Below are 26,469 nucleotides of genomic sequence, written 5' to 3' on the forward strand. Positions count from 1 at the left end.
ATCCGGGAACTGGCACGTATGATGCTTCACAAACTTCCGCAGATTAGAAGCCTATGTCTCTGATAGTTCTACTGCTTCTGCCTTTTATCGGCAGCTGTCTGGCAGCCTTGCTGCCGCACAACGCGCGTAATACCGAATCGCTGTTGGCTGGCCTGGTTGCTCTTATCGGCACCCTCCAGGTCGCCCTCTTGTACCCGCAAATCGCCCATGGCGGCGTGATCCGCGAAGAATTCTTCTGGTTACCGAGCCTCGGCCTGAACTTCGTTCTGCGCATGGACGGTTTTGCTTGGCTGTTCTCGATACTGGTGCTGGGCATCGGCACGCTGGTTTCTCTATACGCCCGTTATTACATGTCGCCAGACGATCCGGTGCCGCGTTTCTTCGCGTTTTTCCTGGCGTTCATGGGCGCCATGCTGGGGTTGGTAATCTCCGGCAACCTGATCCAGATCGTGTTTTTCTGGGAACTGACCAGCCTCTTCTCATTCCTGCTGATCGGCTACTGGCACCACCGCGCCGATGCGCGACGTGGCGCCTATATGGCGTTGATGGTCACCGGTGCCGGCGGTTTGTGTTTGCTGGCGGGGGTCATGCTGCTCGGCCATGTAGTCGGCAGCTATGACCTGGATAAGGTCCTGGCCGCCGGCGATCTGATTCGCGCACATGCCCTCTACCCTATTCTGCTTCCCCTGATCCTGATCGGCGCCCTGAGTAAAAGTGCGCAATTCCCCTTCCACTTCTGGCTGCCCCACGCCATGGCGGCGCCGACACCGGTTTCGGCGTATCTGCACTCGGCGACCATGGTCAAGGCTGGGGTCTTCCTGCTCGCACGCCTGTGGCCCTCGCTATCCGGCAGTGAAGAATGGTTCTACATCGTCAGCGGGGCCGGGGCCTGCACCCTGTTGCTCGGCGCTTACTGCGCGATGTTTCAGAACGATCTCAAGGGCCTGCTGGCCTACTCGACCATCAGCCACCTGGGCCTGATCACTTTGCTGCTGGGGCTGAACAGTCCGCTGGCCGCCGTGGCCGCAGTGTTCCACATTCTCAACCACGCCACCTTCAAAGCCTCGCTGTTCATGGCCGCCGGGATCATCGACCACGAAAGCGGCACCCGGGACATTCGCAAACTCAGCGGCCTGATCAAACTGATCCCGTTCACCGCCACCCTGGCCATGGTCGCCAGCGCGTCCATGGCTGGCGTACCACTGCTCAACGGTTTCCTGTCGAAAGAGATGTTCTTCGCCGAAACCGTGTTCATCAACGCCACGGCCTGGATCGAGATGACCCTGCCAATCGTCGCGACCATCGCCGGGACGTTCAGCGTGGCCTACTCCCTGCGCTTCACCGTCGATGTGTTCTTCGGCCCGACCGCCACCGACCTGCCGCACACCCCGCACGAGCCGCCACGCTGGATGCGCGCGCCGGTGGAGTTGCTGGTGTTCACCTGTCTGGTAGTGGGGATCTTCCCGGCGCAAGTGGTCGGCCCGCTGCTCGCGGCGGCGGCGTTGCCGGTGGTGGGCGGCACGCTGCCCGAGTACAGCCTGGCGATCTGGCACGGCTGGAACGCGCCGATGATCATGAGTCTGATCGCCATGTCCTGCGGCATCACCCTCTATCTGCTGCTGCGCAATCAGCTCAAGCGCGGGCGCTTCATGCACCCGCCGGTGATCAGCCACTTCAACGGCAAGCGCCTGTTCGAGCGCTGCCTGGTGATCATGATGCGCCTGGCCCGTCGTCTGGAGCGGCGAGTCAGCACACGGCGCCTGCAAACCCAACTGTTCCTGGTGGTACTCGCCGCGGTGCTGGCCGGGTTGATCCCGATGCTGCACAGCAGCCTGAGCTGGGGCGACCGGCCGAAGATTCAGGGCTCGATCGTGTTCGTGATCCTCTGGCTGCTGGCGATCGCCTGCGCCCTTGGCGCGGCATGGCAAGCCAAGTATCACCGGCTCGCAGCCCTGACCATGGTCAGCGTCTGCGGCCTGATGACCTGCGTGACCTTCGTCTGGTTCTCGGCGCCGGATCTGGCCCTGACGCAACTGGCGGTGGAAGTGGTGACCACGGTGTTGATCCTCCTCGGCCTGCGCTGGCTGCCGCGACGGATAGAAGAGGTCTCGCCGTTGCCGAGCAGTCTGCGCAAGGCGCGGGTGCGAAGGGTTCGCGACCTTGCGCTATCGATCACGGTCGGTGGCGGCATGGCATTACTGTCCTACGCAATGCTGACCCGCCAGACGCCCAACGACATTTCCTCGTTCTACCTCAGTCGCGCCCTGCCCGAAGGCGGCGGCAGCAACGTGGTCAACGTGATGCTGGTGGACTTCCGTGGCTTCGACACCCTCGGCGAAATCACCGTGCTGGTGGCGGTGGCCCTGGCCGTGTTCGCCCTGCTGCGACGCTTCCGTCCACCGAAAGAAAGCCTGCAACTGCCGGCCCAACAGCGCTTGCTGGCGCCCGACGTGGTTACCGATCTGGTCAACCCGCGTCACGCCAGCGACACCGCGCTCGGTTTCATGATGGTGCCAGCGGTGCTGGTGCGTCTGCTGCTGCCGATTGCGTTTGTGGTGTCGGTCTACCTGTTCATGCGCGGGCACAATCAACCGGGTGGCGGTTTCGTCGCCGGTCTGGTGATGTCGGTGGCGTTCATCCTGCAATACATGGTCGCCGGCACCCAGTGGGTCGAGGCGCAAATGAGCCTGCGACCGCTGCGCTGGATGGGCACCGGGCTGCTGTTCGCCACGGTCACCGGGCTTGGGGCGATGGCGGCTGGGTATCCCTTCCTCACCACCCACACCTGGCATTTCGCATTGCCGCTGCTGGGCGACATTCACATCGCCAGCGCGCTGTTCTTCGACATTGGCGTGTACGCCGTGGTGGTCGGCTCGACACTGTTGATCCTCACCGCCCTCGCCCACCAATCGGTACGCGGCCATAAAACCAGCGCGCAACCCAAGCCCGTGGCCAAAGCGGCTGCCACGCAAGGAGCCACCTGATGGAAGAAGTCATCGCAATCGCCATTGGCGTGCTGGCCGCGTCCGGCGTGTGGCTGGTGCTGCGGCCACGGACATTTCAGGTGGTCATGGGGCTGTGCCTGCTGTCCTATGGCGTCAACCTGTTCATCTTCAGCATGGGCAGCCTGTTCATCGGCAAAGAGCCGAATATCAAGGACGGCGTGCCTCAGGATTTGCTCCACTACACCGACCCGTTGCCGCAAGCGTTGGTGCTGACCGCGATCGTCATCAGCTTCGCCATGACCGCGCTGTTCCTGGTGGTGCTGCTCGCCTCCCGGGGCCTGACCGGTACCGACCATGTGGATGGCCGGGAGCCTAAAGAATGAATCCGATGGCGCACCTGATTGCTGCACCGATTCTGCTACCGCTGCTGACCGCCGCGGTGATGCTGATGCTGGGCGAGAAACACCGCCCGTTAAAGGCCAAAATCAATCTGTTCTCCAGCCTGCTGGGGCTGGGCATTGCCGTGATGCTGCTGCAATGGACCCAAACCACCGGCGTGCCCGGCTCCATCGGTGTGTACCTGCCGGGCAACTGGCAGGTGCCGTTCGGTATTGTGCTGGTGGTCGATCGTCTGTCGGCGCTGATGCTGGTGCTGACCGGGATCATCGGCGTCAGCGCGTTGCTGTTCGCCATGGCCCGTTGGGACGGTGCCGGTTCGAGTTTCCACGCGCTGTTTCAGATTCAGTTGATGGGCCTGTACGGCGCCTTCCTGACGGCAGACCTGTTCAACCTGTTCGTGTTTTTCGAAGTGCTGCTGGCCGCCTCTTACGGGCTGATGCTGCATGGTTCGGGCCGGGCGCGGGTGTCGTCGGGGCTGCATTACATCTCGATCAACCTGCTGGCCTCGTCGCTGTTTCTGATTGGCGCGGCGCTGATCTACGGCGTCACCGGCACGCTGAACATGGCCGATCTGGCGCTGAAAATCCCGCTGGTGCCGGAAGCCGATCGCGGCTTGCTGCATGCCGGCGCGGCGATCCTGGCGGTGGCGTTCCTGGCCAAGGCCGGGATGTGGCCACTGAATTTCTGGCTGGTACCGGCCTATTCCGCGGCCAGCGCGCCGGTGGCGGCGATGTTCGCGATCATGACCAAGGTCGGCGTCTACACCTTGCTGCGCCTTTGGACGCTGCTGTTCTCCGGGCAGGCCGGGGCATCCGCGTACTTCGGTGGCGACTGGCTGATCTACGGCGGCATGGCGACCATCGTCTGCGCCGCCGTGGCGATCCTCGCCGCGCAACGCCTGGAACGCATGGCCAGCCTGAGCATTCTGGTGTCGGCAGGCATTCTGTTGTCGGCCATCGGTTTCGCCCAGCCGAACCTGATCGGCGTGGCGCTGTTCTATCTGGTCAGCTCGACCCTGGCCTTGAGCGCGCTGTTCTTGCTGGCCGAGTTGATCGAGCGCTCGCGTTCAGCCAACGAAATGCCACTGTTCGATGACGGCGAGCTGCTTCCACGCCCCCTGGAATCCTTGCAGCCGCCCAAAGGCTTCAACCTCGATGACGACCGCAAAGCCGTGGTCGGCCAGGTGATTCCCTGGACCATGGCTTTCCTGGGCTTGAGCTTCATCGCCTGCGCCCTGCTGATCATCGGCATGCCGCCGCTTTCCGGGTTTATCGGCAAACTCAGCCTGCTCAGCGCGTTGCTCAATCCGCTGGGGCTGGGTAATGGCAGCGACGAACCGATATCGAATGGCGCGTGGGGCTTGCTTGTCCTGTTGATCCTGTCCGGGCTGGCCTCGCTGATCGCTTTCTCGCGTTTGGGCATCCAGCGTTTCTGGACTCCGCAAGAGCGGCCGTCGCCCTTGCTGCGGCGCTTGGAATGCGTGCCGATTGTCATTCTGCTGGGGCTGAGCATTGCGCTGACGTTCAAGGCTGAACCGCTGCTGCGCTACACCCAAGCGGCTGCGCAGACGTTGAATAACCCTCAGCAATACGTGATGGCGGTGCTTGGCACCCGGGCGATTCCGAGCCCGGAAGCCAAGGCCGCACGGCTGGAGGTGCAACCATGAAGCGTCTGTTTCCTGCACCGTGGCTGTCGCTGGCGTTGTGGCTGCTATGGCTGGTGTTGAACCTGTCGATGAGCCCCGGCAATCTACTGCTGGGCGCCATGCTGGGGTTCTGCGCGCCGTTGATGATGCGCAAGTTGCGACCGCTGCCGATCCGCATTCGTCGGCCAGGGGTGATCCTGCGTTTGTTCTTGCTGGTCGGGCGCGACGTGATCGTGTCCAACCTGGCCGTGGCCTGGGGCGTACTCAACGCGGGCCGTCGTGCGCCCCGCTCGCGGTTCATCAAGGTACCGCTGGATTTGCGCGATGCCAACGGCCTGGCGGCGCTGTCGATGATCTGTACGGTGGTCCCCGGCACGGTCTGGTCGGAACTGGCGCTGGATCGCAGCATTCTGTTGCTGCACGTTTTCGATCTGGATGACGAAAGCCAATTCATCCAGCACTTCAAGACGACCTACGAGCGCCCCTTGATGGAGATCTTCGAATGAGCGCATTGCTGTCGAACGCGATCCTGCTGAGCCTGTTCGTCTTTTCAATGGCGATGATTCTGACCCTGATCCGGCTGTTCAAGGGCCCCTCGGCCCAGGATCGGGTTCTGGCCCTGGATTACCTGTACATCATCGCCATGCTGATGATGCTCGCGCTGGGCATTCGTTATGCCAGTGACACTTACTTCGAGGCGGCGCTGCTGATCGCCCTGTTCGGCTTCGTCGGCTCGTTTGCCCTGGCCAAATTCCTGCTGCGTGGCGAGGTGATCGAATGAGGCCTGAACTGTCTCTGTGGGTGGAAATTGCGGTGGCGATTTTGCTGGTGCTCAGCAGCTTGTTTACGCTGATCGGTGCCGTTGGGCTGCTGCGGATGAAGGATTATTTCCAGCGCATGCACCCGCCAGCGCTGGCCTCGACCTTGGGCGCGTGGTGCGTGGCATTGGCTTCGATCATTTACTTTTCGGCGCTCAAGTCGGCGCCGGTGCTGCATGCCTGGCTGATTCCGGTTCTGTTGTCGATCACCGTGCCGGTGACCACGCTGCTGCTGGCTCGGGCGGCGCTGTTTCGCAAGCGCATGGCGGGGGATGATGTGCCGGCGGAGGTGAGCAGTCGGCGCACGGAAACGGGGAGCTAAGTTCAGAAGTTTTTGTTGATTGGGTTGACCTCATCGCGAGCAGGCTCGCTCCCACATTGGATCTTCAGTGTTCACAAAATCCCTGTGGGAGCGAGCCTGCTCGCGATGGCAATAGTCAGATCGGCTCAGATCCAGGCGACTGCCAACAATCCTGCTCCCAACACCACACACAACGGCGAATACGCCCACGTATCCAGCCGGGCAAACCTCGAGCCCTTCTCCTGCTTGAAGAACCCCACCAAATTCGAATCACCGATCGCCCGGGCGAACATCAGCATCGCGATTGCGCTGATCACCCATTGCAGCGACCAGTGATGCACCGTAGGCAGATACAGCCCGACCCGCAGGCACACCAGCATCGCGATCAGCAGTAAACCCACCGCCACCAGCAACGTGGCAAAGCCCGACGGCTTGAACGCCGGCCTTGATGCCTCACCGCCCTCCCCGGGCACGCGCGGCACCACCGCCTCGCTGCCCCACTTGCCACCCGCCGCCCAATACAGGTGGACCAGGCTGATCAATAAAAAGATTGCAGCAATCCATTGCGCGACCAAAAGGCTCATATTCAGACATCCAGCGTGAAATGTTGCAGCAGGATGAACTTCCTTACGCGTTTTTGTAAGGGTATTCGCTATCTCCCCCGTAGGAGCTGCCGCAGGCTGCGATCTTTTGACCTGGCTATGAAAAACAAGATCAAAAGATCGCAGCCTGCGGCAGCTCCTACGAGATTTATGTATACCCGAGAATTTCGGGTGTACATAAACCGGTTTATTTCAGGGCGGCAGAAACCTTGTCCGCCACATCCTTGGGTACCCAGGCCTGCCACACGTCCGGGTGCGCCTTCATGAACGCCTGCGCCGCTTGACGTGGCGGGGTGTGTTTTTCACTCATGTCAGCCAGGGCCTTGTTCAACGCTTCGATCGGCAAATCGACCTTGCTGAAGAACTCGGTAATCTGCGGATATTGTTTCTGGAATGGCGTGGACACGCCGATGGACAGCTTCGAGGGCAGCGAGCGAGTCGGTTTCGGATTGGGGTTGCCGGCGTCGGTCAGGGTTTTCCAGGCTTCGGCGTCGAACGGCGGCTCTTGCAGCTGAATCAGCTTGAAACGGCCGAGCAACGGCGTCGGCGACCAGTAATAGAACAGGACTGGCTTGCCGCGACGAATCGACGAACTGATCTCTGCGTCCAGTGCAGCCCCCGAACCACTGCGAAAGTTCACGTAGCTGTCGTCCAGCCCATACGCCTTGAGCTTCTGCTTGTTGACCACTTCCGACGTCCAGCCGATCGGGCTGTTGAGAAAACGCCCCTTGCCCGGGGTTTCCGGGTCTTTGAACACGTCTTTGTAGCGTGGCAGATCACTGATACTGCGCAGATCCGGCGCCATCGGCTTGATGCCCTTGGCCGGGTCGCCCTTGATCACGTACTCCGGCACCCACCAGCCCTCGGTGGCACCCTTGACCGTATCGCCCAGGGCCGCGACTTTGCCCTCGGCCTCAGCCTTGACCCAGACCGGACTGCGACCGGCCCATTCTTCGCCAATGACCTGGATGTCATTGTTGGCCAGTGCGGTCTCCAGGGTAATGGTCGTCCCCGGCAAGGTGTCGGTTGGCAAGCCATAGCCCTTCTCGACGATGATCCGCAGGATATCGGTGATCAGGCTGCCGCTTTCCCAGTTCAGGTCGGCGAAATGGATCGGCGCCTGGGCAGCGAACACCGGTACGGGTGAAGCCAATAAACCGAACGTGGCCAGGGTAGCGGCCAGTAACCGTCGAAATCCCTTCATGCTTTGCACCTCGTGCTGTTCACAGCAATAGCAGGATGGCCTGACAAAGAAGACCGCAAGCCTCTGAATACTCAGTCATATGACTGTAGTTGAGGTTCCTGCTTTCGAGGGACAAGGATTAATTTTCGGAAGGTTCCTGCAAGCGTGCAAGCTCTCTTCTGACCATGCTGGCGTACGCCGCCGGACGCAACAGGTAAATCTGTGACGCCACCCAACTCAGCCAGGCTCCCTGCAGAACGGCCTTTTGAGCCAACAAGCGCTGCGCCTCAGCGTGGGCACTGGCCTGGTTCTGTTCGTGGAAGTCGGCGCGGGTCAGGGTCATTACTCGCTGGCCTTGAAGGTCACCAGTTCACCTTTACGCCACTTGGCGGCCTTGGCGGTCACGGCTTTCAGGGTTTTGGTCAGGCCTTCCTGCAATTGTTGGTGGGCCGCGAACACCATCACCACGCTATGACCTTCCTTGAACACAATGCCGTGGCCGTCTGCGGTGGTCACGAACGCGTAATCCCCCAGCCCGTACACCGTCAGCTTGATTTCGCGGAACTTGATGTCCAGCTTGCCGCCTTCGCGGCTGGGCAGTACGGAGGCGCTGAAATGATCGCCGACCTTGAGTTTAAGCCCTGGCTTGTCATCCACCACCAGCGCTGACTCAGTGTCGAGCTCGGCAATGTAAATGCCTTCGGCGTTCTGTTCGGTGATGTAGACGAAACGTGACTGAAACTGTTTAACCAGCTTTGCGCGCAAATCACCAAGGACGAACAAAGCATGCATATCGAGATTACTTACTGCCAAGGAAACATCCCCACATCTGAAAATGACGCCATACGCGGGAAACGCGCACAGCAGAAAAAAGCGGCAATGCCGAGGTGTAGCCAAATGACCCGGGTCGAATCCTGGAATGAGCAGAGGGCCCATTCATCGCGAGGTTTGAGAAGATTACTGGAACATCCCTCACGTCGTCTTGCCTGGCGGTCGTCAGATGTTGAAGGAAAACGCCCTCCTGACGGCCAGATAAAATCGGATTACCAACTTTAGGGAAAAATCTCTTTAAAAAAAGCACTTTTCCGACATATCGCCAGTAAAAAATTGCTTTAGATGGGCATCAATCGCCAACCATTGATGGCGATTCTAGAGCAGCCATGCTCACCGAGACTACCCATAACAACGTACACACGTCGGTAAAACCACGAAAAGGACTTCATATGTGCACATTGACTCACTTTGCCCAGCCTCACACACGGCACACAAACGGCTCGTCACCTCTGCATTCGATGGTGCTCCGCCAGCAGGACTTCCTGCCCGAAGAGCGTCTGCTCCCGCGTTTTCGGGTGGTATTGGCCGGCAACGCCTTTTTCCACATCAGGGAAATATCCACCGGACGTGTAAGAGGTTTCCGCGGCAATCATAATGAAGCCTGCGCCCTTGCCCGCTCACTCGAGGCAAGCAGTTGAGACACCTGCAGCGTTCACTTCCATAGACGTTTCGTCACGCCGGCGACTTAACTCAGCCGCCGGCAGGCAACTACTGCCATACTGCCCGACCAATGAAACCCGTCCCCAAGGCGGACGGCGCTCAACACAACAGACTATTTCCAAGGGAAGACTGCTACGTGACGGAATTTGATATCGGTGAATTTTTTATCCGGGGCGAAGCCAGAGAGGTCGAAGGCGAATTCCAGGCCGTCATTATCATGCGTGCCAAACCGCCGTTGACCACTGTGACGTATCACCAGGTCGAAAAGGATCGCTGGTTCAAGACCGCGGATGTCGCGACCGTCGCCGCCCAGGAAGCCGCGAAAGCCCTGAAGCTTGCCGTCGATGAAGGGGCATTGAAAGCCTGATCATCGGATTTGCAGTCTATGCTCATCCCTGCTTTTGAATATCGCTATCGAACGCCTGAAGCGCGGCTTTCTCAGATGCCTCTCAGATGCAATGAAGCCGCACCTCGGATCTCGCACTCGACGCGATTATCTGCAAGGAGATGAAGATGGACTCACCCACACATGACTTGAAAGGCTTGTTCGACCAGCTCGGCCTGGACTCCAGCGAGAAGGCCATCGACGATTTCATTGCCCGTCATTCACCTTTGGCCGATGACAAAAAACTCATCGACGCCGACTTCTGGACCCCGCAACAAGCCGGCTTCCTCAAGGAACAACTGCGTGAAGACGCCGATTGGGCGCACGTGGTCGACGACCTGAACCTGCGCATGCACCAGATCCACTAGCCAGAGGCTCAATGCAGACTGTCGGGCATTGAGCCCTCAGCGAGGACTTTCCGGCTTATAACCCAAGCGCAAACCACCCCAATGCCGGCCCTTGAGCATGATCGGCACCGAGAGGTCGTGCATCAGTTCACCGGTATCGCGGGTGTAAGTCTGCAACAGCACGGCCTGTTGATGGCTGCCACAGCGGATCCCGGTGCGGTCGGCGAACTTGCGTTTGGTACGGTTTTGCAGGGTATCGACCTGCACATCACCGGTCAGCGGTTTGCTGAACACGGTGTTGTGGGTCGGCACATAACCCTGCTGCGTGCAGGCGATGGCGAACACCAGGCCTTCATGGCGCGGCAGCAACGGTTCCTGAATCGCCGGCAATACCTGATCGGTGTAGCGGTCGAAGCGGGTCTGGTATTTGGCCGGGCTGGTGTTGGGGATCGCCTGGTAATTGCGATCAAACAAGTCATCGAGGCTGATCCGGCCCTGATCGATATCCGCTTCGAAGCGTGCCGCAATCTGACTCGCCCCTTCGCGGGCCAGGTCGTAAATCCGCTGGTGATAGTCATCCAGCCCGACTGCGGCCAGGCGTTCGCTGATAGTTTCGGCCTGCCCTTCCATTTGCACCGCTGCCTGGGCGAGCCGCTGAGTCTGCTGGTCGCTGATCGCCAGATCGCTGCGCATCTGTTCGATGGCGTGGAACAAACTGTCGAGCTGTTCGCGGTTGGTGTCCGCGCCCTGAGCGATTTCCCCGACCTGCCTTTCGACGCCGGCGGCCAGGCGCGCGATGTTTTCCAGGTGCTGACCGGTGTGCTCGACCTGCGCGACACCGGTATTGAGATCGCTGGCCAGTTGACGAATCTGCTCCACCACTTGCGCCGTGCGTTGTTGAATGTCAGCGACCATCTCCCCGACTTCACCGGTCGCCGTCGCCGTGCGTGCGGCCAGCCCGCGAACCTCATCGGCCACCACCGCAAAACCGCGACCGTGCTCGCCGGCCCGCGCCGCTTCGATGGCCGCGTTCAGCGCCAACAAATTGGTCTGGCTGGCGATGGACTGGATCACCAGCGTCACCCGCTGGATATCGTCGCTGCGCAGGCTCAGGGCTTCGATCAGCTCGCGGCTGCTGCTGGCGCGCTGACTGAGTTGATGCATGCGCGCAATCGACTCGACCAGTTCCGTGCGCCCTGCCGCGCTGCTCTGATGAGCTTCACTGGCTGCGCTCAAGGCTTCCCGACTGAGCTTCGATGTAGCGTGTTCGGTGGCGATCATCACTTCGGCGCTGCTGACAATCTGCGCCGCGGCGTTGAGCTGCGATTGCAGTTTGTCCGCCAGTTGCTTGACCGAATAGGCCACGCCGGCGGCCGACAAAGCGTTATGACTGGTGGTGTAGGAGAGATCGCGGGTCAATCCGGCGATGGCGCTGGTGCTGTCCGCAGCGGTCGCCTCAGGGAGAGTGCGCGAGCGCAGACGCGGCAGCCAGATAATCAGCACGGCCAATGGCAGGCCAAGGTAAAGCGACCAGCCAGCCAATGCCATGCCGCACAGCAACAGCATCAGGGCGATGCTTTGCAGGGTCGGCGTCAGCCAAAGTTTTTTCGGCAAAAGTACTGGTGCAGGCATGGCCTCAACCAGAGATCCGTCCCTCGTCATCTTCGTCACCCCACGCGTCTTCTAGTTGTTGTGATCGCATTAAACGCCACTACAAAGCCATTATCTATGGTCCGTTAGTAGTGGGGGGGTGAAGCAGATCAATAGAAGTGCGCAAGATTTTTCGCAGACGTCGAAAAGCAAAGATCGCAGCCTTCGGCAGCTCCTACAGAGGTTCGCATAAACCTGTAGGAGCTGCCGAAGGCTGCGATCTTTTCAGGGGCAACCAGTTAACTGGTTACCCCACAGAATCAGGCCTGACGCTGGTGCTTGTCGATCTGCTCGTGACGCTCTTGAGCTTCGATGCAGTACTTGGTGGTCGGGCTGATCAGCAGGCGTTTCAGGCCGATGGCCTCGCCGCTGTCGTCGCACCAGCCAAAGCTGTCTTCCTTGATGCGTTCCAGGGCCTGTTCCAACTGAGGCAGCATGCGCTGGTCGCGATCGATCGCGTTCACCAGCCAGGTGCGCTCTTCTTCGACGGAAGCCGCGTCAGCCGGATCGGCCGGAGTGTCCAGGCTCTCGATGGCGATGCGATTCTGTTCGATGCGCTCATGGGTTTCGACTTTCATGTTCTGCAACAGCTCAGAGAAAAAAGCATGTTGCTCGGCATTCATGTAGTCATCCGCCGGCATGGCCAGCAACTTGTCCTTTGTCATTGATATCTCTATAAAAAAACGTGCATTAAGGCGAATTAGGGAGCGATCCGTTGAACCTGAAACGGTCATTGGAAAGGCGCCGTTTATTCCAAGCGCCACCCGGCACTCAATTTACGAGGGGCGGCAGTCTAAGGCCGACTTGAGGCCTCAGCAACTGAAAAGACAGCAAATCTGTCCGACAAAGCCCTGAAAGTGCGCTACGGCAGGCTTTGAGCCGCTTATCGGAGTGCGTTTATAGCAAGAAATTCAGTCGAGCGGCTGTATATAGAAGACAAACGGCTGCGCCACGCGGGTCAGGCGTGGCGCATTTTCGCGTTTAGTCCGGCTTCAGCGCTTGAGTTTGCGCTTGTTGCGGTATTGGTCGATGACCACCGCCACCACAATAATCAGCCCCTTGATGATGTCTTGAATATAAGCATCAACACCGACAAAGGTAAAGCCGCTGGCCATGACCCCGAGGATCAACGCGCCGATCACAGTGCCGGTGATCCGCCCTACGCCGCCGGCCAGGCTGGTGCCACCGATGACCGCCGCGGCAATCGCGTCCAGTTCATAAGACATGCCCATCCCGGCCTGCCCGGTCGCGGCCCGCGCCGACGCCACCACCCCGGCCAGGCCCGCAAGCAACCCGGCGATGCTGTAGACGATCACCAGATGCCGCTTGACGTTGATCCCGGAGGTGCGTGCCGCCTGCATGTTGCCGCCGATGGCGTAGGTGTACTTGCCGTACTTGGTGTAGCGCAGGGCGATGTGAAAGATCACCGCCACCACCAGAAAGATGATCACCGGCATCGCGCCGTGTCCGATGGCCGTGTAGGAATCCGAGAGCATGCTCACGGGCTGACCTTCGGTGTAGTAGCGCGCCAGTCCACGGGCCGAGACCATCATGCCGAGGGTGGCAATGAACGGCGGAATCCCGGTGATCGCAATGATGCTGCCGTTGATCGCCCCGGCCAGCAATCCCACCCCAAGCCCGACGATCACTGGAATCCACACCGGCAAGTCAGTCAGGGACGGAAACACCGCCCGGGCAAAGTCCGAGGTCTGCGCCAGGCTGGCGGCAATCATCGCCGACAACGCCAGCACCGAACCGGAGGACAGGTCGATACCGGTGGTGATGATGACCTGGGTCACCCCGATCGCCAGCAGGCCGATGATCGACACTTGCAGGATCATCAGCACCAGGCGCTGAGAGTTCATCAGGAAGCTCTGGTCCCGCACGACCCAGCCGAACATTTCGAAGACCAGGCCGATGCCGATCAGCACCAGGAAGATACTCAACTCGGTCGGAAGGCGCCGGCGACTCTTGACCGGTGCCACTGCAGGCTTGTTTTCCAGTATCGCGTTCATAACCACTCACCCTTCAAATGAAATCCGTGTGGCGAGGGAGCTTGCTTGTGGCGAGGGAGCTTGCTCCCGTTGGACTGCACAGCAGTCCCTTCTTTTAGGGCCGCTTCGCAGCCCAGCGGGAGCAAGCTCCCTCGCCACACAATCCCCTTTCACCCTTGAACTGTGTTTACCCTTGACTTAATGACACTGGGACATGCCCGAGGCCAGTTGCATCACCCGTTCCTGGGTCGCTTCGCTGCGGTCGAGGGTGCCCATCAGGTCACCCTCGTGCATGACCATGACCCGGTCGCTCATGCCCAGCACTTCCGGCAGTTCCGAGGAAATCATGATCACCGCCATGCCTTCGCTGGCGAGGTAGGAAATAAGCCGGTAGATCTCGGCCTTGGCGCCGACATCGATGCCCCGGGTCGGCTCGTCGAGAATCAGGATGCGCGGATTGGTCATCAGCCAGCGCGCCAGCAAGGCCTTCTGCTGATTACCGCCGGACAGCGTGTCGATGCATTGCTCCAGCGACGGCGTTTTCACCCGCAGCTTCTTGCACATGTCTTCACACAACGCCCGCAGGGCTTTCTGCTGGATGAAGCCGTTGCCGACGTAATGGGGCAAGACTGCCATTTCCATGTTCTCCAGCACCGACAGGCACGGGAACAGGCCGCTGAGTTTGCGATCTTCGGTCAACAGCGCGAAGCCCTTCTCGATCGCCATGTGCGGATCGCTGATGCGCACCACTTCGCCATCAAGGCGGATTTCACCACCGTCGCTTGGGGTGATGCCGAAAATCGCTTCGGCGACATTGGTCCGCCCCGAGCCCATCAACCCGGCGATGCCAAGGATCTCCCCGGCATGCAGGTCGAAGGAGACGCCTTTGAAAATGCCGTCCAGCTTGAGGTCGCGTACCGACAGCAACAGATCGCCGATCGGCTTCTCGCGCACCGGGAACAACTGGCTCAGCTCGCGGCCGACCATCATTGAAATCAGGCTGTCGCCGTCCATGCTGTCGGCTCGCTGCAGGCCGATGTAGGCGCCATCACGGAACACCGCCACTTCATCGGCAATGCTGAACACTTCGTTCATTTTGTGGGTGATATAGATGATGCCTTTGCCCTGGCTCTTGAGGTCGGCAATGATCGAGAACAAATGCGCGACTTCCTTATCGGTGATGGCCGAGGTTGGCTCGTCCATGATCAGGACGTCGGAGTCATAGGACACAGCCTTGGCGATCTCGACCATCTGCCGTTCGGCGATGCTCAGGTTGCCCACCTGCTCTTCCGGGTCGAGGTTGATCCGCAGACGCTCCAGCAATTGCGCCGTGCAACGGTGCATCTCGCGATGGTCGATCATGTGCAGGCCGTTGAGCTGTTCGCGGCCGATCCAGATGTTCTCGGCGATGCTCATGTGCGGCATCAGGTTGAGTTCCTGGTGGATCATCGCGATCCCGGCCTGGAGCGCAGCCAGTGGTGTTTCAAAAACTACCGGCTTGCCCCGCAGGCGCAACTCGCCGGCGTCCGGCTGGTAGATGCCGGCAATGATTTTCATCAGGGTGGATTTGCCGGCGCCGTTCTCGCCCATCAGCGCCAGCACGGAGCCGGGACGCACCCGAAGCTGCACATCGGACAAGGCCACCACACCGGGAAAACCCTTGCTGACGTTGATGATCTCCAGCAGGTACGGCTCATCGACAGGTGTTGCAGTTGGCTGGACACCCATTAACGGGGTGCTCGAAGCAGTCGCTGAAGCGAACATGATCAGGTACTCCATCAGCAAGGTCGCATCGCAACCTTGCGTGCTTATTGTTGTTATCGAACGGACGGGCTATTTGAAGGTGTCGACGTTTTGCAGCGTGATCAAGCGATACGGCACCCACACGGCCGACTCGACCGGTTCGTTCCTGGCCATTTTCACCGCCGTGTCGATCGAACCGTCCGCCTGCCCCTTGGCATCCTGGAACACCGAGACCAGCAGAGAGCCCTTCTTCACCGCGTTCAAACCGTCAGGCGTACCGTCGACACCGGCGATCAGCACACTGCCTTTGGCGACGCCAGCCTGTTGCAGGGCCATTGCCGCGCCAATCGCCATCTCGTCGTTGTTAGAGACCACCGCGTCGAATTTGCGGCCCTGGGTCAGCCAGTCGTTGACCAGGGTCATGCCCTTGTCCCGCGACCAGATGCCGGACTGTTCTTGCTCGATCTTGATGTTCGGGTACTTGGTCAGCACCTCTTTTACGCCCTTGGTGCGGTTGGTGGTGGAGTTGTTGGCCAGATCGCCAAGCAGAATCACGATGTCGCCCTTGCCGTCCATTTTTTCGGCCAGGTACTGCATCTGCATCTGGCCGGCCTCCAGATCGTTGGAAGCGACAGTGACCACGCCTTTGGGCAGGTTCATGTCATCGGGACGACGATTGACGTACACCAGTGGAATACCGGCCTTGACCGCTGCTTCAGTGATTTTTTTGGTGGCGGCGGTATCCACCGGGTTGACCACAATGGCGTCGACCTTCTGACTGATGAAGCTTTCTACCTGGCTCAACTGCCTGACCACGTCGCTGCGCGCGTCTTCGAACTGCAGCTTGACGCCATCGGGATAGGACTTGGCTTTGGTGTCCATGGATTCGCGCAGGTAGGTCAGCCAGGTGTCATCGAACTGCGACATGCTGACGCCGATCTTCATGTCAGCGAGTGCGGCGCCGCTGGCGAACATCAGGGACAAGGCCAGTGAGGCGAAACGGATCTTGGTCTTCATGAAAAGTCTTTCTCCACATTCTTGTTGGTTTTATGGATAAGGCGTGACGATTTCAGTGAGTGGGCAAGCGGACAATCGGTGCACCCGGAATACAGCAGACCAGGGCGCCGTTGCGTTCGACGCAAAGCAAGCGAAAGAAGGAATGAAACGAGACGCGAGGCAGGTCGCGAGAGAGGTGCAGCGCGCAACGTAAAGCATGCAAAGCAGAGTTGAAGGTTTTCATCGACGGTACCTGGCTTTTGTTTCTTGTTTTTGGTGCGTCCTTCACCCGTTCAAGGCCTGCTTGAGCGTGATCGGACGTTGATAGTCGGCAACCTGGAAATGACTTTATTGGAAAATAATTTCTATATCAACTCATTTTAGAATTTTATTCTGATTTTATTCCATGGCTCTCGAACGGGCTCAGTGCCACCATTTGATGCCGCTCGAAGCTGAGCCGCGCAGCGTCTAGCACGCGGGTGGTCGCCAGTGCATCACGGGCATCGACCGGCAGTGGGCCACCGCTCTGCAAGGCGGTTTGTAGCTGCAAATAGAACTGGTTCCAACAGCCACGCTCGGACGGCACCCGTTCACGCACCTCGCCCTGCTCGAACCAGCCCCAGCGCCGGTGCTCTTCGACGCCCCAGCGCTCGCCTTCGGATTTCGGCGTAAGCCCGGCAAGGGTCGACGCCTCCTGCCCATCCAGACCGTCGACGCTGTAGCAGCCCTGGCTGCCGGTCACGCGAAAGCGCGGGCCGGGGGTGTTTTGCAGGCAACTGCCGCCCAAGTGCGAGATCACGCCGTTGGCATGGGTCAGGGACATAAAGAAGCCGTTGTCGAAGGGCTGGCCTTTTTCGAGGTAATCCAGTTCGGCATAAACCCGGGTGACGGGGCCGAACAACAAGAGCGCCTGATCCACCAGATGGCTGCCCAGATCGCGCAGGAAACCGCCGCCGCTGCCGTTGTTCACTGACTGTGGCGAATAGCGCTCGATCCGCGATTCGAAACGGGTGACCTGACCCAGGGCACCGGACTCGATGAGTTTGCGCACGGTGAGAAAGTCCGAATCCCAACGCCGGTTCTGGTAGACGCTCAGTTGCACGCCTTGGCGCTCGGCCATGGTGATCAAGGTTTGCGCCTGTTGCGCATCGGCGGCGAACGGCTTGTCGCTGACCACCGCCACCTCGTGTTCGATGGCGTCGAGCACCAGCGCCGGGCGACCTTTGAGCGGTGTGGAGATCACCAACACATCGACCCCGGCTTCGACCAATTGGCCGATGCTGTCGAAAGCCGGCACACCGGGATGTTCCGCCGCCAGCAGTTGCCGGCGCTCGGCAGAACGGGTGACCACGCCCACGAAGGTCGCCGCCGGCAAACTGCTGATCAGCGGAGCATGGAAAAACCGGCCGCCATGGCCGTAACCGACAAGTCCGAAACGCATGGATCAACTCCTTCTTATTGTTATGCACACTGTGTAGGAGCTGCCGAAGGCTGCGATCTTTTGATCTTGTTTCTAAAAGCCAAATCAAGATCAAAAGATCGCAGCCTTCGGCAGCTCCTACACGGGAAGTGTGAAGGCCGCTAGCGGCAGAGTTCTCGCGTCACGCGTTCGAGCATCATGCGATTGGACTCGTCCGGCCGATCCTCCCAGGCGAATACCGAGACGGTAGCGATGCCATCGAACTTGATCTCGCGCAACGTGCCGAAAAACGCTTCCCAGTCGACTTCGCCCTGGCCGATGTCCAGGTGCTGATGTACGGTGGCGGTGACGCCCGGCGGGTTGACGATGTAGCGCAAGCCCGAGGAAGCCTTGTGGTTGTAGGTGTCGGCGATGATCAGGTGGCTCAGCTTTGAGCCGGCGTACTTGAGCATCGAGGCGATATCACCGACACCGTCGTCATAGAAAAACGTGTGCGGCGCGGCGTAGAGGTAGTTGATCCAGTCCCGGTCCAGACCGCGGATGATGTCGACCGACTCGTTATTGCGCTCGCAGAAGTCATAAGGATGGGCCTGGATATCGAGCTTGATGCCTTCGCGTTCGAACTCGGGGATCAGCTCGTCCATGGAGCGCATGAACTGGTTTTCGCACACCAGCGGGTTGTCCGACTGGCCGGTGAACTCGGTATTGACCAGTTCGCAGTCCATCTCCACGGCAATCTGGATCGCGCGCTTCCAGTTACGCACGGCGGCCACACGCAAACCTTCATCGGCGGCAGCCCAGTGGTACATCGGTAATAAGGAAGAGAGTTTGACCCCGGTGTCGCTCAGGGCTTTGCGAAATTCCTTGATCCGCGCCTTGTCGACCCGCGGGGCTTTATAGAACGGCAGGAAATCTTCCCGGGGCGACAGCTCGATGTGTTCGTAACCGAGCTCGGCGACCTTGTCGACCATCTTGCCCAAGGACAGGTTGCGGTACATGTAGGGGTCTAGTGCGATGCGCATGTTTTTTTGTTCTCCTTAACCAGGTCCTCAGCCTTACCACTCCTGTGGGAGCGAGCCTGCTCGCGATGACGACAGCACATCCAACATCAATGTGACTGTCAGATCGCAATCGCGAGCAGGCTCGCTCCCACAGGGGATCGGGGTTAGCCGTAGAAGCGGGGGCGGTCTGGCAGGCCGACTTTGACGATCTGCCCGCTGTTCTGCGCTTCGATGCAGGCATCCGCCGCCACCGCCGCCGCGTAACCATCCCACGCTGACGGCCCGCCGACCTGCCCGGCCCGCACGCCATCGATGAACGCCTGCAATTCGACGTCATACGCGGCGATGAAGCGGTCCTTCCAATCCATCAGAATCGCATTGGACAGTTTCGCCCCACTGCGCAATTGAACCTGCGACGGTTCCGGCAGTTTGGCGATGCCGGTCTCCCCCACCACTTCGCACTGGATGTCGTAGCCGTACTGGCAGTTGACGAACACTTCCACATCGATGCGCGTGCCCTTGGCGGTTTCCAGCAGCACGATCTGCGGGTCTTTCAAATGGGCGTGGGCCTTGCTGGTCTTGCGCGGGAACACCACTTGCACCGACACATAATCGTCGTCGAGCAACCAGCGCAACACGTCCAGCTCATGGATCAGCGTGTCGGTGATCGCCATGTCGGTCTTGTAGCTCTCACCCACGGTCGGGTTGCGGTGGGCGCAATGCAGCATCAACGGCTCGCCGATCTCGCCGCTGTCGATCACTGCTTTCAACGCCCGATAACCTTCATCGTACGGGCGCATGAAACCGACCTGCACCAGCCGTTTGCCGTGGGCCACTTCGGCCTCGACGATCTTGCGGCAGCCTTCGGCGGTGACCGCCAGTGGCTTCTCGCAGAACACCGGTTTGCCGGCGGCAATCGCCGCCAGCACGAACTCTTCGTGGCTCGGGCCCCAGGAGGTCACGAGGATCGCCTCGACTTCCGGTGCCTTGATCAGCGCATGACCGTCGGGATAGACCTCGGCAGTCAGTTTCAGATCGGAAACGACCTTGGCCGCTTGCTGCAAATTGATGTCGGTGACCGCGACAACCTGGCTGTTGAGCAAGGTCTGGCTGCAACGACGGATATGATCCTGGCCAATGGCCCCGGTGCCGATAACGCCGATCCGCAACGAATTGGAAAGCAAAGACATATAAACACTCCTGTGAGTTCGTTCAGGGCAATCAGTATTGACGGGCCTTGGCCAGTCGTTCATTGAGGGTCTTGGCCACCGCATCGGTGCGGGCGCTGGTGGAGACTTGCGCCACGCCGACCCGCCACCACGACAGGTATTTTTGAATCATGGTTTTGGGCAGAACCTTGATATCGATCAGCGTCGACACCGTCTGCAACCGCGCATCCGCCAACGCAGCTTGCAACGCTTCAACGGTGTTCACTTTGTAAGTCTTGCAGCCGTAAGCCGCCGCGCTCATGGCGAAATCCACCGGCACGAAACCGCCATCGAGCTTGCCGGTTTCCGGATTACGGAAACGGAACTCGGTGCCGAAGCTGTCCATGCCGTGTTCCATTTGCAGGTTGTTGATGCAGCCGAAGGTCATGTTGTCCAGCAGCACCACATTGATCTTGCGTCGCTCCTGGATCGAGGTCGCCAGCTCCGAGTGCAGCATCATGTAGGAGCCGTCGCCCACCAATGCGTAGACCTCGCGCTCGGGCTCGGCGAGTTTCACGCCCAATGCAGCGTTTACCTCGTAACCCATGCAGGAATAACCGTACTCGACGTGGTAAGTGTTCACGCCCTTGCTGCGCCAGCTGCGCTGCAAGTCACCGGGCAGACTGCCGGCGGCGGCGACGATCACGGCGTCATCGGCCAGGGTTTCATTGAGCACGCCGAGTACCCGGCTCTGGGTCAGGCAGGAACCGGTCAGCTCGATGAATTCGCGCAGCACTGCCGGGTCCATGTGGTCGTTGATTTCCGGAACGAAATCTTTCGCCTGGTATTCGACCTGATAAATGCGATCGACTTCCTCATCTAGTTGCGCCTTGGCCTGGCGGGGTTGATCGCCCCAGCTCGAGCGGTAATCACCCAACGCTTCGGCCAGTGCCTGCAAACCGGTTTTGGCGTCCGCCAGCAGTTGCACGCCATCGAGCTTCAGGGCATCGCAGGGGCTGATATTGAGGTTGAGAAATTGCACGTCCGGGTGCTTGAACAAGGACTTCGACGCGGTGGTGAAATCGCTGTAGCGAGTGCCGACACCGATGATCAGATCAGCATCCTTGGCCAGCAGGTTCGCCGACAGGCAACCGGTTTCGCCGATCCCGCCGACGTTCAGCGGATGGCTGGACACCACCGCGCTTTTGCCAGCCTGGGTTTCGGCGAAGGGAATATCGAAGCGCTCGGAAAACGCCTGCAAGGCGGCATTGGCGCCAGAGTATTTGACCCCGCCACCGCAGATGATCAGCGGTTTGCGCTTGCCTTTGAACAGTGCCAAGGCATCACCGAGCATCGCTTCAGTCGCCGGACGACGCTCGATACGGTGTACGCGTTTTTGCAGGAAGTAATCAGGATAGTCGTAAGCCTCGGCCTGCACGTCTTGCGGCAAGGCCAGGGTCACCGCGCCGGTTTCGGCGGGGTCGGTGAGCACGCGCATGGCGTGGATCGCCGCGGTCATCAGTTGCTCGGGACGGTTGATCCGGTCCCAATATTTACTCACGGCCTTGAACGCATCGTTGGTGCTGATGCTCAGGTCGTGGAACTGCTCGATCTGTTGCAGTACCGGGTCCGGTTGGCGGCACGCATAAACGTCGCCGGGCAACAGCAGCAAGGGAATACGGTTGGCGGTGGCCGTCGCGGCAGCGGTCAGCATATTCGCCGCACCCGGGCCTACCGATGAAGAACAGGCGTAGATCTTGCGCCGCAAGTGTTGCTTGGCGAAACCGATGGCGGCGTGGGCCATGCCTTGCTCGTTTCGGCCCTGATGGACGATCAGGTCGCCGCTGTCCTGTTCCAGGGCTTGCCCCAGACCCAGCACATTACCGTGGCCGAAAATGGTAAAGATCCCGGCGACGAATTTGCTCTGAACCCCATCGACCTCGATGTACTGGTTATCGAGGAATTTCACCAGGGCCTGGGCCATGGTCAGTCTTGTTGTGGTCATGCTTGCACCTTTTCCGTATGCAAATCCGATCCCCTGTAGGAGCTGCCGAAGGCTGCGATCTTTTGATCTTGATCTTAAAAAACAAGATCAAAAGATCGCAGCCTTCGGCAGCTCCTACAGGGAAGGTGTCAACTCAGAGATTTGTTTAGGTGATCCATGCTCGCGCCAATCGCCGTCTGGATATCCGCCAGGCCATGGACGCTGTCGGCGAACGGTTCGAACGACAGGTAGCCGCTGTAGCCGGTAGCGAGCAAGGTTTCGATCTGCGCCGCGTTGCCGAGGATGTCGCCCTCGCCCACCAGCACCCGGTGGCCGTCGCGGATGGTCGCCAGCGGCGCCTCGGCATCTTCGACGCCGGAGATATGCACCAACCCGGTCAGCTCGGGGAAGAACTCATGTTCGCTGGCCAGGTGATGGTGGAAGGTGTCATGCACCAGACGGAACACATCCAGCCCACCGATGGCCTTGATTGCATCGACCGCCGTGCGTTTACGCCGCAGCGAGCATTCTTCGAAACCCAGCGGCTCGATGAAACCGAGGATGCCGTGATCACGCAGGATCGGCGCCAGTTCACTCAACGCCGTGCGCAGGCCGGAAGCACGCTGCGCTTCGGTTCGTGGGTCGGCGCGGTCGTTCAACGGGCACATCACCAAACCCTGCGCCCCGCAATCACGGGCATAAGCAGCAAGCTTCAGCGCGTGTGCGCGGCGCTCGTCATTCCAGACATCGAACGGATACAGCGCGTTGATCGACAGCACGGTGATGCCTTTGGCCGCGCACAGCTCACGCACGTGTTCGGGCGCGGTGCCGTCCTCGATCTCGACGCCCTTGAGGTCGTTGCGGATCTCGATGGCATCGGCCTTGAGCGTCACCGCCAACTCGATGAACGCGGGCAGGGACAAACGTGGGGCGACCATACGGTTCAGGGCGAAACGCAGGGGTTTGCTCATTTTTTGTTGTTCTCCGCACAAGTGCATTATTTGGCTGTCGGCATGCTGAATTCAGGGCCCTTGGCGATGCTGTCGGGCCAGCGCTGCATCACGCTTTTGTAGCGGCTGTAGAAGCGAATGCCTTCTTCACCGTAAGCGTGGTGATCACCGAACAGCGAGCGCTTCCAGCCGCCAAACGAGTGCCAGGCCATCGGTACCGGAATCGGAACGTTGATGCCGACCATGCCGACCTTGATGTTGCGGGCAAACGAGCGGGCAATGCCGCCATCGCTGGTGAAACAGGACACGCCATTGCCGAACTCATGGCCGTTGATCAGCGCCACGGCGCTGGCGAAGTCCGGCACCCGCACGATGCCCAGCACCGGCCCGAAGATCTCTTGCTGGTAGATGCTCATCTCGGTGGTGACGTTATCGAACAGCGTCGCGCCGACGAAGAAACCGTTCTCGGCGCCCGGCACCTTGAAGTTGCGCCCATCGACAATCAGCTGCGCGCCCTGGGCCACGCCTTCGCCGATAAAGCCCTCGACCTTGGCCTTGTGCTCGGCGGTCACCAGCGGCCCCATGTCGCTGTCGCCCTGCATGCCGTTGCCGACTTTCAGTTGATCGATGCGCGGCAGCAGTTTGGCAATCAATTGGTCGCCGACATCACCGACGGCCACGGCAATCGAAATCGCCATGCAGCGCTCACCGGCCGAGCCGTAAGCGGCGCCGATCAGCGCATCTGCCGCTTGGTCCAGATCGGCATCGGGCATGACGATCATGTGGTTCTTCGCCCCGCCCAGCGCCTGTACGCGTTTGCCGCGCGAGGTCGCTTGCTGGTGGATGTACTCGGCAATCGGCGTCGAACCGACAAAGGAAATCGCCTCGATGTCCGGGTGTTGCAGCAAGGCGTCGACCGCGGCCTTGTCGCCCTGGACCACGTTGAACACACCGTCCGGCAACCCGGCTTCGGTCAATAACTTCGCCATCAGCAAACTGGCCGACGGATCACGCTCGGACGGTTTGAGGATGAAGCAGTTACCGGTGACCAGCGCGATCGGAATCATCCACAGCGGCACCATCACCGGGAAATTGAATGGGGTTACGCCGGCACAAACTCCCAGCGGCTGGCGCAAATTCCAGTTGTCAATGCCGCCGCCGATGTTGTCGCTGAACTCGGTTTTCAGCAGGTTCGGCGCACCGCAGGCGTACTCGACGATTTCGATGCCGCGCGTCACTTCGCCCTTGGCGTCCGAGAACACCTTGCCGTGTTCGCGGCTGATGATTTCCGCCAGTTCGTTGTGATGACGGTCGAGCAGCTCCTTGAACTTGAACATCACCCGCGAACGGCGCAGGGACGATTGCTCGGACCACGCCGGGAACGCCTTCAAAGCCGAGGCGACGGCTTCATCAATGGTCTTCTGACTGGCCAGCCCGACTCGCGCCTGAACGCTGCCGGTGGCCGGATTGAAGACATTGCTGAACCGCTCGCTGCCGCTGTCCTGCACCTGACCGTCGATGTAATGGCCTATTACCGGGGCGTCACTCATTGTTCTTGTTCTCCGTTCGGATGTTGAAATTCAGGCTTTTTAGTTCAGAGCTCAAGCAGCCAACTGTGCTGCGGATCGTTATGGAATTGCCAGACGCGTTTCGGTCCGGCCATCACGTTCAGGTAATACGACTCGTAGCCGTAGGGCACGCTGACCGGGTGATAGCCTTTGGGCACGACCACCAGGTCGCTGTTTTCCACGGCCATGGCCTGGTCGATGCTGCGATCGTCGGTGTAGACCCGCTGGAACACGAAGCCTTGAGGCGGGTTGATCTGGTGGTAGTAGGTTTCTTCGAGAAAGCTCTGGTGCGGCAGATCGTCGGTATCGTGCTTGTGCGGTGGGTAGCTCGACGAGTGCCCGGACGGCGTACGCACCTCCACCACCAGCAGCGAATGGGCCGGTTCGGTGTCCGGCAAAATGTCGCAGACGTAACGGGTGTTGGCGCCCTTGCCACGCACGCTGCGTTTCATGCTGTCGGGCTTGATCAGCCTTGGGCTGTAGGAGCTGCCGAAGGCTGCGATCTTTTCGCTATTGGCTTCAGTAGTGAAGCCGGGCGCGGCGCAGACGGCGATTTGCACGTCGCTGAGTGCGACCACTTGCGCCTGACTACCCGGTGGCAAGTACGCGGCGAACGGGGATTTGTCTTCGAACACCGACTGGCGATCACCGATATTGTCCCAATCGAACGCGCCCTGCCCCGGCGCTTCACCCTTGATGCTGACCCGGCCGCTGAGCAGCACCAGGCACAGTTCCTTGTCACCGGCGCTGACTGGCAGGGTTTCGCCGAGGCTCAGACGGTAAGCTGCGAAACCGACGTACTCCAACTCACCCTGCCCCAACTCGACCATGGTCCGACCACATGCATTGCTTTTGACCAACAGGCTCATCGCGCGGTCCTCTCGTTGAGCAGTGCACGTAAGGTGTCATAGCCTTTTTTGGCGTAGACGTAACTCGGTGCCACCGCTGGGTCCTGCTCGGCCTCGACCACCAGCCAGCCGTGGTAATCGGCGTCCTGCAGGACGTCGAGCAAGGCACCGAAATCAATGTCGCCATCGCCGGGCACGGTGAAGGTGCCGTTGATGATGCAGTCCGGGAAGCTCCACAGGTTGTTGCGCGCCAGTTGCACCACCGGCTTGCGCACGTCCTTGAAATGCACGTGGCAGATGCGTTCGATGTGTTTACGCAGCACCTGCAAGGGTTCACCACCGCCCATGTAGCAGTGGCCCGAATCGAACAGCAGGCCGACTTCGCTGCCGGTCAGCGCCATCAGTTTGTCGATGTCGGCCGGGGACTCGACGTAGGCGCCCATATGGTGGTGATACGCCAGGCGCACGCCCTGGGACAGGGTGAAGCGTGCCAGTTCGGTGAGTTTGTCGGCATATTCCTGCCACGCCTGCTCGGTGTGAAAACGCGGGCGCTCGACCAAGGGAATGCGCTGGCCTTGAATCGAGTCAGCGACTTCGCCATAGACCAGCACCTTGGCGCCGTTCTTCGCCAGCAGCTCGACATGGCTGGCGATGGCGTCGATTTCCTCGGCCACGGAACGGCGGGCCAGACGGCTGGAATACCAGCCGGAGACCAGCGCCAGATCGTAGGGCCGCAGCACGTCGCCGACGCCTTTGGCATCCTTGGGGAATTTACCGTTGAGTTCGAAACCTTCGAAACCGATATCCTTGCCTTCGCTGAGGGCGGTGCTCAACGGCGTCTCGCCACCGAGGGACGGCAGGTCGTCGTTGCTCCAGGAGATCGGGTTGATGCCAATTCGGATAGCGGGCATGGCTGCACCTTTTATTGTTTTACATAACCAGTAAGAGCGACACAAAACCCTGTGGGAGCGAGCCTGCTCGCGATAGCGGTGTGTCAGGCGACTTTAATATTGACTGTCAGTCCGCTATCGCGAGCAGGCTCGCTCCC

Annotated in this window: 26 protein-coding genes; 9 read left to right on the forward strand and 17 right to left on the reverse strand. The window is 60.0% G+C overall.

Annotated elements, in window-relative coordinates:
* Positions 1–53: 53 nt before the first annotated feature.
* Genes BK662_RS31410 through BK662_RS31435 form a run of 6 tightly spaced genes read left to right on the forward strand, consistent with a single transcriptional unit; the run spans position 54 to position 6,129 of the window.
* On the forward strand, positions 54–2,984 hold the full coding sequence (locus tag BK662_RS31410) for a monovalent cation/H+ antiporter subunit A (RefSeq protein ID WP_123360811.1): 2,931 nt from the start codon (positions 54–56) through the stop codon (positions 2,982–2,984).
* Positions 2,984–3,328, forward strand: a complete 345-nt coding sequence (locus BK662_RS31415) for a Na+/H+ antiporter subunit C (protein WP_008029186.1) — start codon at positions 2,984–2,986, stop codon at positions 3,326–3,328. The genes BK662_RS31410 and BK662_RS31415 overlap by 1 nt, the downstream gene beginning before the upstream one ends.
* Positions 3,325–5,010, forward strand: a complete 1,686-nt coding sequence (locus tag BK662_RS31420) for a monovalent cation/H+ antiporter subunit D (RefSeq protein WP_123360812.1) — start codon at positions 3,325–3,327, stop codon at positions 5,008–5,010. The genes BK662_RS31415 and BK662_RS31420 overlap by 4 nt, the downstream gene beginning before the upstream one ends.
* Positions 5,007–5,495: a Na+/H+ antiporter subunit E gene (locus tag BK662_RS31425; protein WP_007895416.1), complete on the forward strand. Its 489-nt coding sequence runs from the start codon at positions 5,007–5,009 to the stop codon at positions 5,493–5,495. Before BK662_RS31420 ends, BK662_RS31425 begins: the two co-directional genes overlap by 4 nt.
* Entirely contained in the window at positions 5,492–5,770 is a 279-nt protein-coding gene (locus tag BK662_RS31430) for a K+/H+ antiporter subunit F (protein ID WP_123360813.1), read from the forward strand. The genes BK662_RS31425 and BK662_RS31430 overlap by 4 nt, the downstream gene beginning before the upstream one ends.
* The gene (locus BK662_RS31435; protein WP_123360814.1) at positions 5,767–6,129 is read left to right on the forward strand and encodes a Na+/H+ antiporter subunit G; all 363 of its coding nucleotides are present in this window, start codon (positions 5,767–5,769) and stop codon (positions 6,127–6,129) included. Before BK662_RS31430 ends, BK662_RS31435 begins: the two co-directional genes overlap by 4 nt.
* A gap of 125 nt (positions 6,130–6,254) precedes the next feature.
* Here the strand turns inward: BK662_RS31435 and BK662_RS31440 are convergent, their stop codons facing one another.
* From BK662_RS31440 to BK662_RS31455, 4 genes are all read right to left on the reverse strand, one after another.
* Entirely contained in the window at positions 6,255–6,692 is a 438-nt protein-coding gene (locus tag BK662_RS31440) for a DUF3995 domain-containing protein (protein ID WP_123360815.1), read from the reverse strand.
* A gap of 205 nt (positions 6,693–6,897) precedes the next feature.
* Positions 6,898–7,914 carry an ABC transporter substrate-binding protein gene (locus BK662_RS31445; protein WP_123360816.1) on the reverse strand — a complete coding sequence of 339 codons (1,017 nt, stop codon included), beginning with the start codon at positions 7,912–7,914 and terminating at the stop codon, positions 6,898–6,900.
* A gap of 118 nt (positions 7,915–8,032) precedes the next feature.
* On the reverse strand, positions 8,033–8,236 hold the full coding sequence (locus tag BK662_RS31450; protein WP_123360817.1) for a hypothetical protein: 204 nt from the start codon (positions 8,234–8,236) through the stop codon (positions 8,033–8,035).
* The gene (locus tag BK662_RS31455) at positions 8,236–8,706 is read right to left on the reverse strand and encodes a hypothetical protein (protein WP_007907879.1); all 471 of its coding nucleotides are present in this window, start codon (positions 8,704–8,706) and stop codon (positions 8,236–8,238) included. The genes BK662_RS31450 and BK662_RS31455 overlap by 1 nt, the downstream gene beginning before the upstream one ends.
* 410 nt (positions 8,707–9,116) lie before the next feature.
* On the opposite strand from BK662_RS31455, the gene BK662_RS35640 reads away from it, so the two are divergent.
* The 3 genes from BK662_RS35640 (at position 9,117) to BK662_RS31470 (ending at position 10,140) form a co-directional block, all read left to right on the forward strand.
* On the forward strand, positions 9,117–9,365 hold the full coding sequence (locus BK662_RS35640; protein ID WP_123360818.1) for a hypothetical protein: 249 nt from the start codon (positions 9,117–9,119) through the stop codon (positions 9,363–9,365).
* A gap of 158 nt (positions 9,366–9,523) precedes the next feature.
* Positions 9,524–9,754, forward strand: coding sequence for a hypothetical protein (locus BK662_RS31465; RefSeq protein WP_052966877.1), 231 nt, complete (start codon positions 9,524–9,526; stop codon positions 9,752–9,754).
* A 146-nt stretch (positions 9,755–9,900) separates the two neighbouring features.
* Positions 9,901–10,140, forward strand: a complete 240-nt coding sequence (locus BK662_RS31470) for a DUF2789 domain-containing protein (protein WP_123360819.1) — start codon at positions 9,901–9,903, stop codon at positions 10,138–10,140.
* A 36-nt stretch (positions 10,141–10,176) separates the two neighbouring features.
* Here the strand turns inward: BK662_RS31470 and BK662_RS31475 are convergent, their stop codons facing one another.
* The 13 genes from BK662_RS31475 to iolE form a co-directional block, all read right to left on the reverse strand.
* Positions 10,177–11,781 carry a methyl-accepting chemotaxis protein gene (locus tag BK662_RS31475; protein ID WP_123360820.1) on the reverse strand — a complete coding sequence of 535 codons (1,605 nt, stop codon included), beginning with the start codon at positions 11,779–11,781 and terminating at the stop codon, positions 10,177–10,179.
* A gap of 248 nt (positions 11,782–12,029) precedes the next feature.
* Positions 12,030–12,434 carry a TraR/DksA family transcriptional regulator gene (locus tag BK662_RS31480; protein WP_007907888.1) on the reverse strand — a complete coding sequence of 135 codons (405 nt, stop codon included), beginning with the start codon at positions 12,432–12,434 and terminating at the stop codon, positions 12,030–12,032.
* A gap of 327 nt (positions 12,435–12,761) precedes the next feature.
* Positions 12,762–13,784, reverse strand: coding sequence for an ABC transporter permease (locus BK662_RS31485; protein WP_123360821.1), 1,023 nt, complete (start codon positions 13,782–13,784; stop codon positions 12,762–12,764).
* A 177-nt stretch (positions 13,785–13,961) separates the two neighbouring features.
* Positions 13,962–15,527: a sugar ABC transporter ATP-binding protein gene (locus BK662_RS31490; protein WP_123360822.1), complete on the reverse strand. Its 1,566-nt coding sequence runs from the start codon at positions 15,525–15,527 to the stop codon at positions 13,962–13,964.
* A 69-nt stretch (positions 15,528–15,596) separates the two neighbouring features.
* Entirely contained in the window at positions 15,597–16,523 is a 927-nt protein-coding gene (locus tag BK662_RS31495) for a sugar ABC transporter substrate-binding protein (protein ID WP_123360823.1), read from the reverse strand.
* A 367-nt stretch (positions 16,524–16,890) separates the two neighbouring features.
* Positions 16,891–17,943 (reverse strand): Gfo/Idh/MocA family protein, encoded by a 1,053-nt coding sequence (locus BK662_RS31500; RefSeq protein ID WP_123360824.1) that lies wholly within the window; start codon positions 17,941–17,943, stop codon positions 16,891–16,893.
* A gap of 140 nt (positions 17,944–18,083) precedes the next feature.
* The gene (locus tag BK662_RS31505; protein ID WP_123360825.1) at positions 18,084–18,944 is read right to left on the reverse strand and encodes a sugar phosphate isomerase/epimerase family protein; all 861 of its coding nucleotides are present in this window, start codon (positions 18,942–18,944) and stop codon (positions 18,084–18,086) included.
* Between the two features lie 143 nt (positions 18,945–19,087).
* Positions 19,088–20,113 carry a bifunctional inositol 2-dehydrogenase/D-chiro-inositol 1-dehydrogenase gene (gene iolG / locus BK662_RS31510; protein WP_123360826.1) on the reverse strand — a complete coding sequence of 342 codons (1,026 nt, stop codon included), beginning with the start codon at positions 20,111–20,113 and terminating at the stop codon, positions 19,088–19,090.
* Positions 20,114–20,144: 31 nt separating this feature from the next.
* Positions 20,145–22,076, reverse strand: a complete 1,932-nt coding sequence (gene iolD / locus BK662_RS31515) for a 3D-(3,5/4)-trihydroxycyclohexane-1,2-dione acylhydrolase (decyclizing) (protein ID WP_123360827.1) — start codon at positions 22,074–22,076, stop codon at positions 20,145–20,147.
* A gap of 128 nt (positions 22,077–22,204) precedes the next feature.
* Entirely contained in the window at positions 22,205–23,026 is an 822-nt protein-coding gene (locus BK662_RS31525; RefSeq protein WP_123360828.1) for a TIM barrel protein, read from the reverse strand.
* Positions 23,027–23,052: 26 nt separating this feature from the next.
* Positions 23,053–24,555 carry a CoA-acylating methylmalonate-semialdehyde dehydrogenase gene (locus BK662_RS31530; protein ID WP_123360829.1) on the reverse strand — a complete coding sequence of 501 codons (1,503 nt, stop codon included), beginning with the start codon at positions 24,553–24,555 and terminating at the stop codon, positions 23,053–23,055.
* Between the two features lie 44 nt (positions 24,556–24,599).
* Positions 24,600–25,442 carry a 5-deoxy-glucuronate isomerase gene (gene iolB / locus BK662_RS31535; RefSeq protein WP_123360830.1) on the reverse strand — a complete coding sequence of 281 codons (843 nt, stop codon included), beginning with the start codon at positions 25,440–25,442 and terminating at the stop codon, positions 24,600–24,602.
* Positions 25,439–26,332 carry a myo-inosose-2 dehydratase gene (iolE, locus tag BK662_RS31540; RefSeq protein WP_123360831.1) on the reverse strand — a complete coding sequence of 298 codons (894 nt, stop codon included), beginning with the start codon at positions 26,330–26,332 and terminating at the stop codon, positions 25,439–25,441. Before iolE ends, iolB begins: the two co-directional genes overlap by 4 nt.
* Between the last annotated feature and the right edge of the window lie 137 nt (positions 26,333–26,469).

This window comes from Pseudomonas frederiksbergensis, assembly GCF_003732275.1.
In the GTDB taxonomy this organism is placed as follows: domain Bacteria; phylum Pseudomonadota; class Gammaproteobacteria; order Pseudomonadales; family Pseudomonadaceae; genus Aquipseudomonas; species Aquipseudomonas frederiksbergensis_H.

Bases quoted from the DNA above. Each gene is read 5' to 3' on its own strand.
- BK662_RS31475 (WP_123360820.1), bottom strand. From the start codon at position 11,781: ATGACGAGGGACGGATCTCTGGTTGAGGCCATGCCTGCACCAGTACTT.
- BK662_RS31430 (WP_123360813.1), top strand. From the start codon at position 5,492: ATGAGCGCATTGCTGTCGAACGCGATCCTGCTGAGCCTGTTCGTCTTT.
- BK662_RS31490 (WP_123360822.1), bottom strand. From the start codon at position 15,527: ATGTTCGCTTCAGCGACTGCTTCGAGCACCCCGTTAATGGGTGTCCAG.
- iolE (WP_123360831.1), bottom strand. From the start codon at position 26,332: ATGCCCGCTATCCGAATTGGCATCAACCCGATCTCCTGGAGCAACGAC.
- BK662_RS31445 (WP_123360816.1), bottom strand. From the start codon at position 7,914: ATGAAGGGATTTCGACGGTTACTGGCCGCTACCCTGGCCACGTTCGGT.
- BK662_RS31410 (WP_123360811.1), top strand. From the start codon at position 54: ATGTCTCTGATAGTTCTACTGCTTCTGCCTTTTATCGGCAGCTGTCTG.
- BK662_RS31470 (WP_123360819.1), top strand. From the start codon at position 9,901: ATGGACTCACCCACACATGACTTGAAAGGCTTGTTCGACCAGCTCGGC.
- BK662_RS31480 (WP_007907888.1), bottom strand. From the start codon at position 12,434: ATGACAAAGGACAAGTTGCTGGCCATGCCGGCGGATGACTACATGAAT.
- BK662_RS35640 (WP_123360818.1), top strand. From the start codon at position 9,117: ATGTGCACATTGACTCACTTTGCCCAGCCTCACACACGGCACACAAAC.
- BK662_RS31450 (WP_123360817.1), bottom strand. From the start codon at position 8,236: ATGACCCTGACCCGCGCCGACTTCCACGAACAGAACCAGGCCAGTGCC.
- BK662_RS31440 (WP_123360815.1), bottom strand. From the start codon at position 6,692: ATGAGCCTTTTGGTCGCGCAATGGATTGCTGCAATCTTTTTATTGATC.
- BK662_RS31435 (WP_123360814.1), top strand. From the start codon at position 5,767: ATGAGGCCTGAACTGTCTCTGTGGGTGGAAATTGCGGTGGCGATTTTG.
- BK662_RS31425 (WP_007895416.1), top strand. From the start codon at position 5,007: ATGAAGCGTCTGTTTCCTGCACCGTGGCTGTCGCTGGCGTTGTGGCTG.
- iolD (WP_123360827.1), bottom strand. From the start codon at position 22,076: ATGACCACAACAAGACTGACCATGGCCCAGGCCCTGGTGAAATTCCTC.
- BK662_RS31500 (WP_123360824.1), bottom strand. From the start codon at position 17,943: ATGCGTTTCGGACTTGTCGGTTACGGCCATGGCGGCCGGTTTTTCCAT.
- BK662_RS31495 (WP_123360823.1), bottom strand. From the start codon at position 16,523: ATGAAGACCAAGATCCGTTTCGCCTCACTGGCCTTGTCCCTGATGTTC.
- BK662_RS31485 (WP_123360821.1), bottom strand. From the start codon at position 13,784: ATGAACGCGATACTGGAAAACAAGCCTGCAGTGGCACCGGTCAAGAGT.
- BK662_RS31415 (WP_008029186.1), top strand. From the start codon at position 2,984: ATGGAAGAAGTCATCGCAATCGCCATTGGCGTGCTGGCCGCGTCCGGC.
- iolG (WP_123360826.1), bottom strand. From the start codon at position 20,113: ATGTCTTTGCTTTCCAATTCGTTGCGGATCGGCGTTATCGGCACCGGG.
- BK662_RS31420 (WP_123360812.1), top strand. From the start codon at position 3,325: ATGAATCCGATGGCGCACCTGATTGCTGCACCGATTCTGCTACCGCTG.
- BK662_RS31530 (WP_123360829.1), bottom strand. From the start codon at position 24,555: ATGAGTGACGCCCCGGTAATAGGCCATTACATCGACGGTCAGGTGCAG.
- BK662_RS31505 (WP_123360825.1), bottom strand. From the start codon at position 18,944: ATGCGCATCGCACTAGACCCCTACATGTACCGCAACCTGTCCTTGGGC.
- BK662_RS31525 (WP_123360828.1), bottom strand. From the start codon at position 23,026: ATGAGCAAACCCCTGCGTTTCGCCCTGAACCGTATGGTCGCCCCACGT.
- iolB (WP_123360830.1), bottom strand. From the start codon at position 25,442: ATGAGCCTGTTGGTCAAAAGCAATGCATGTGGTCGGACCATGGTCGAG.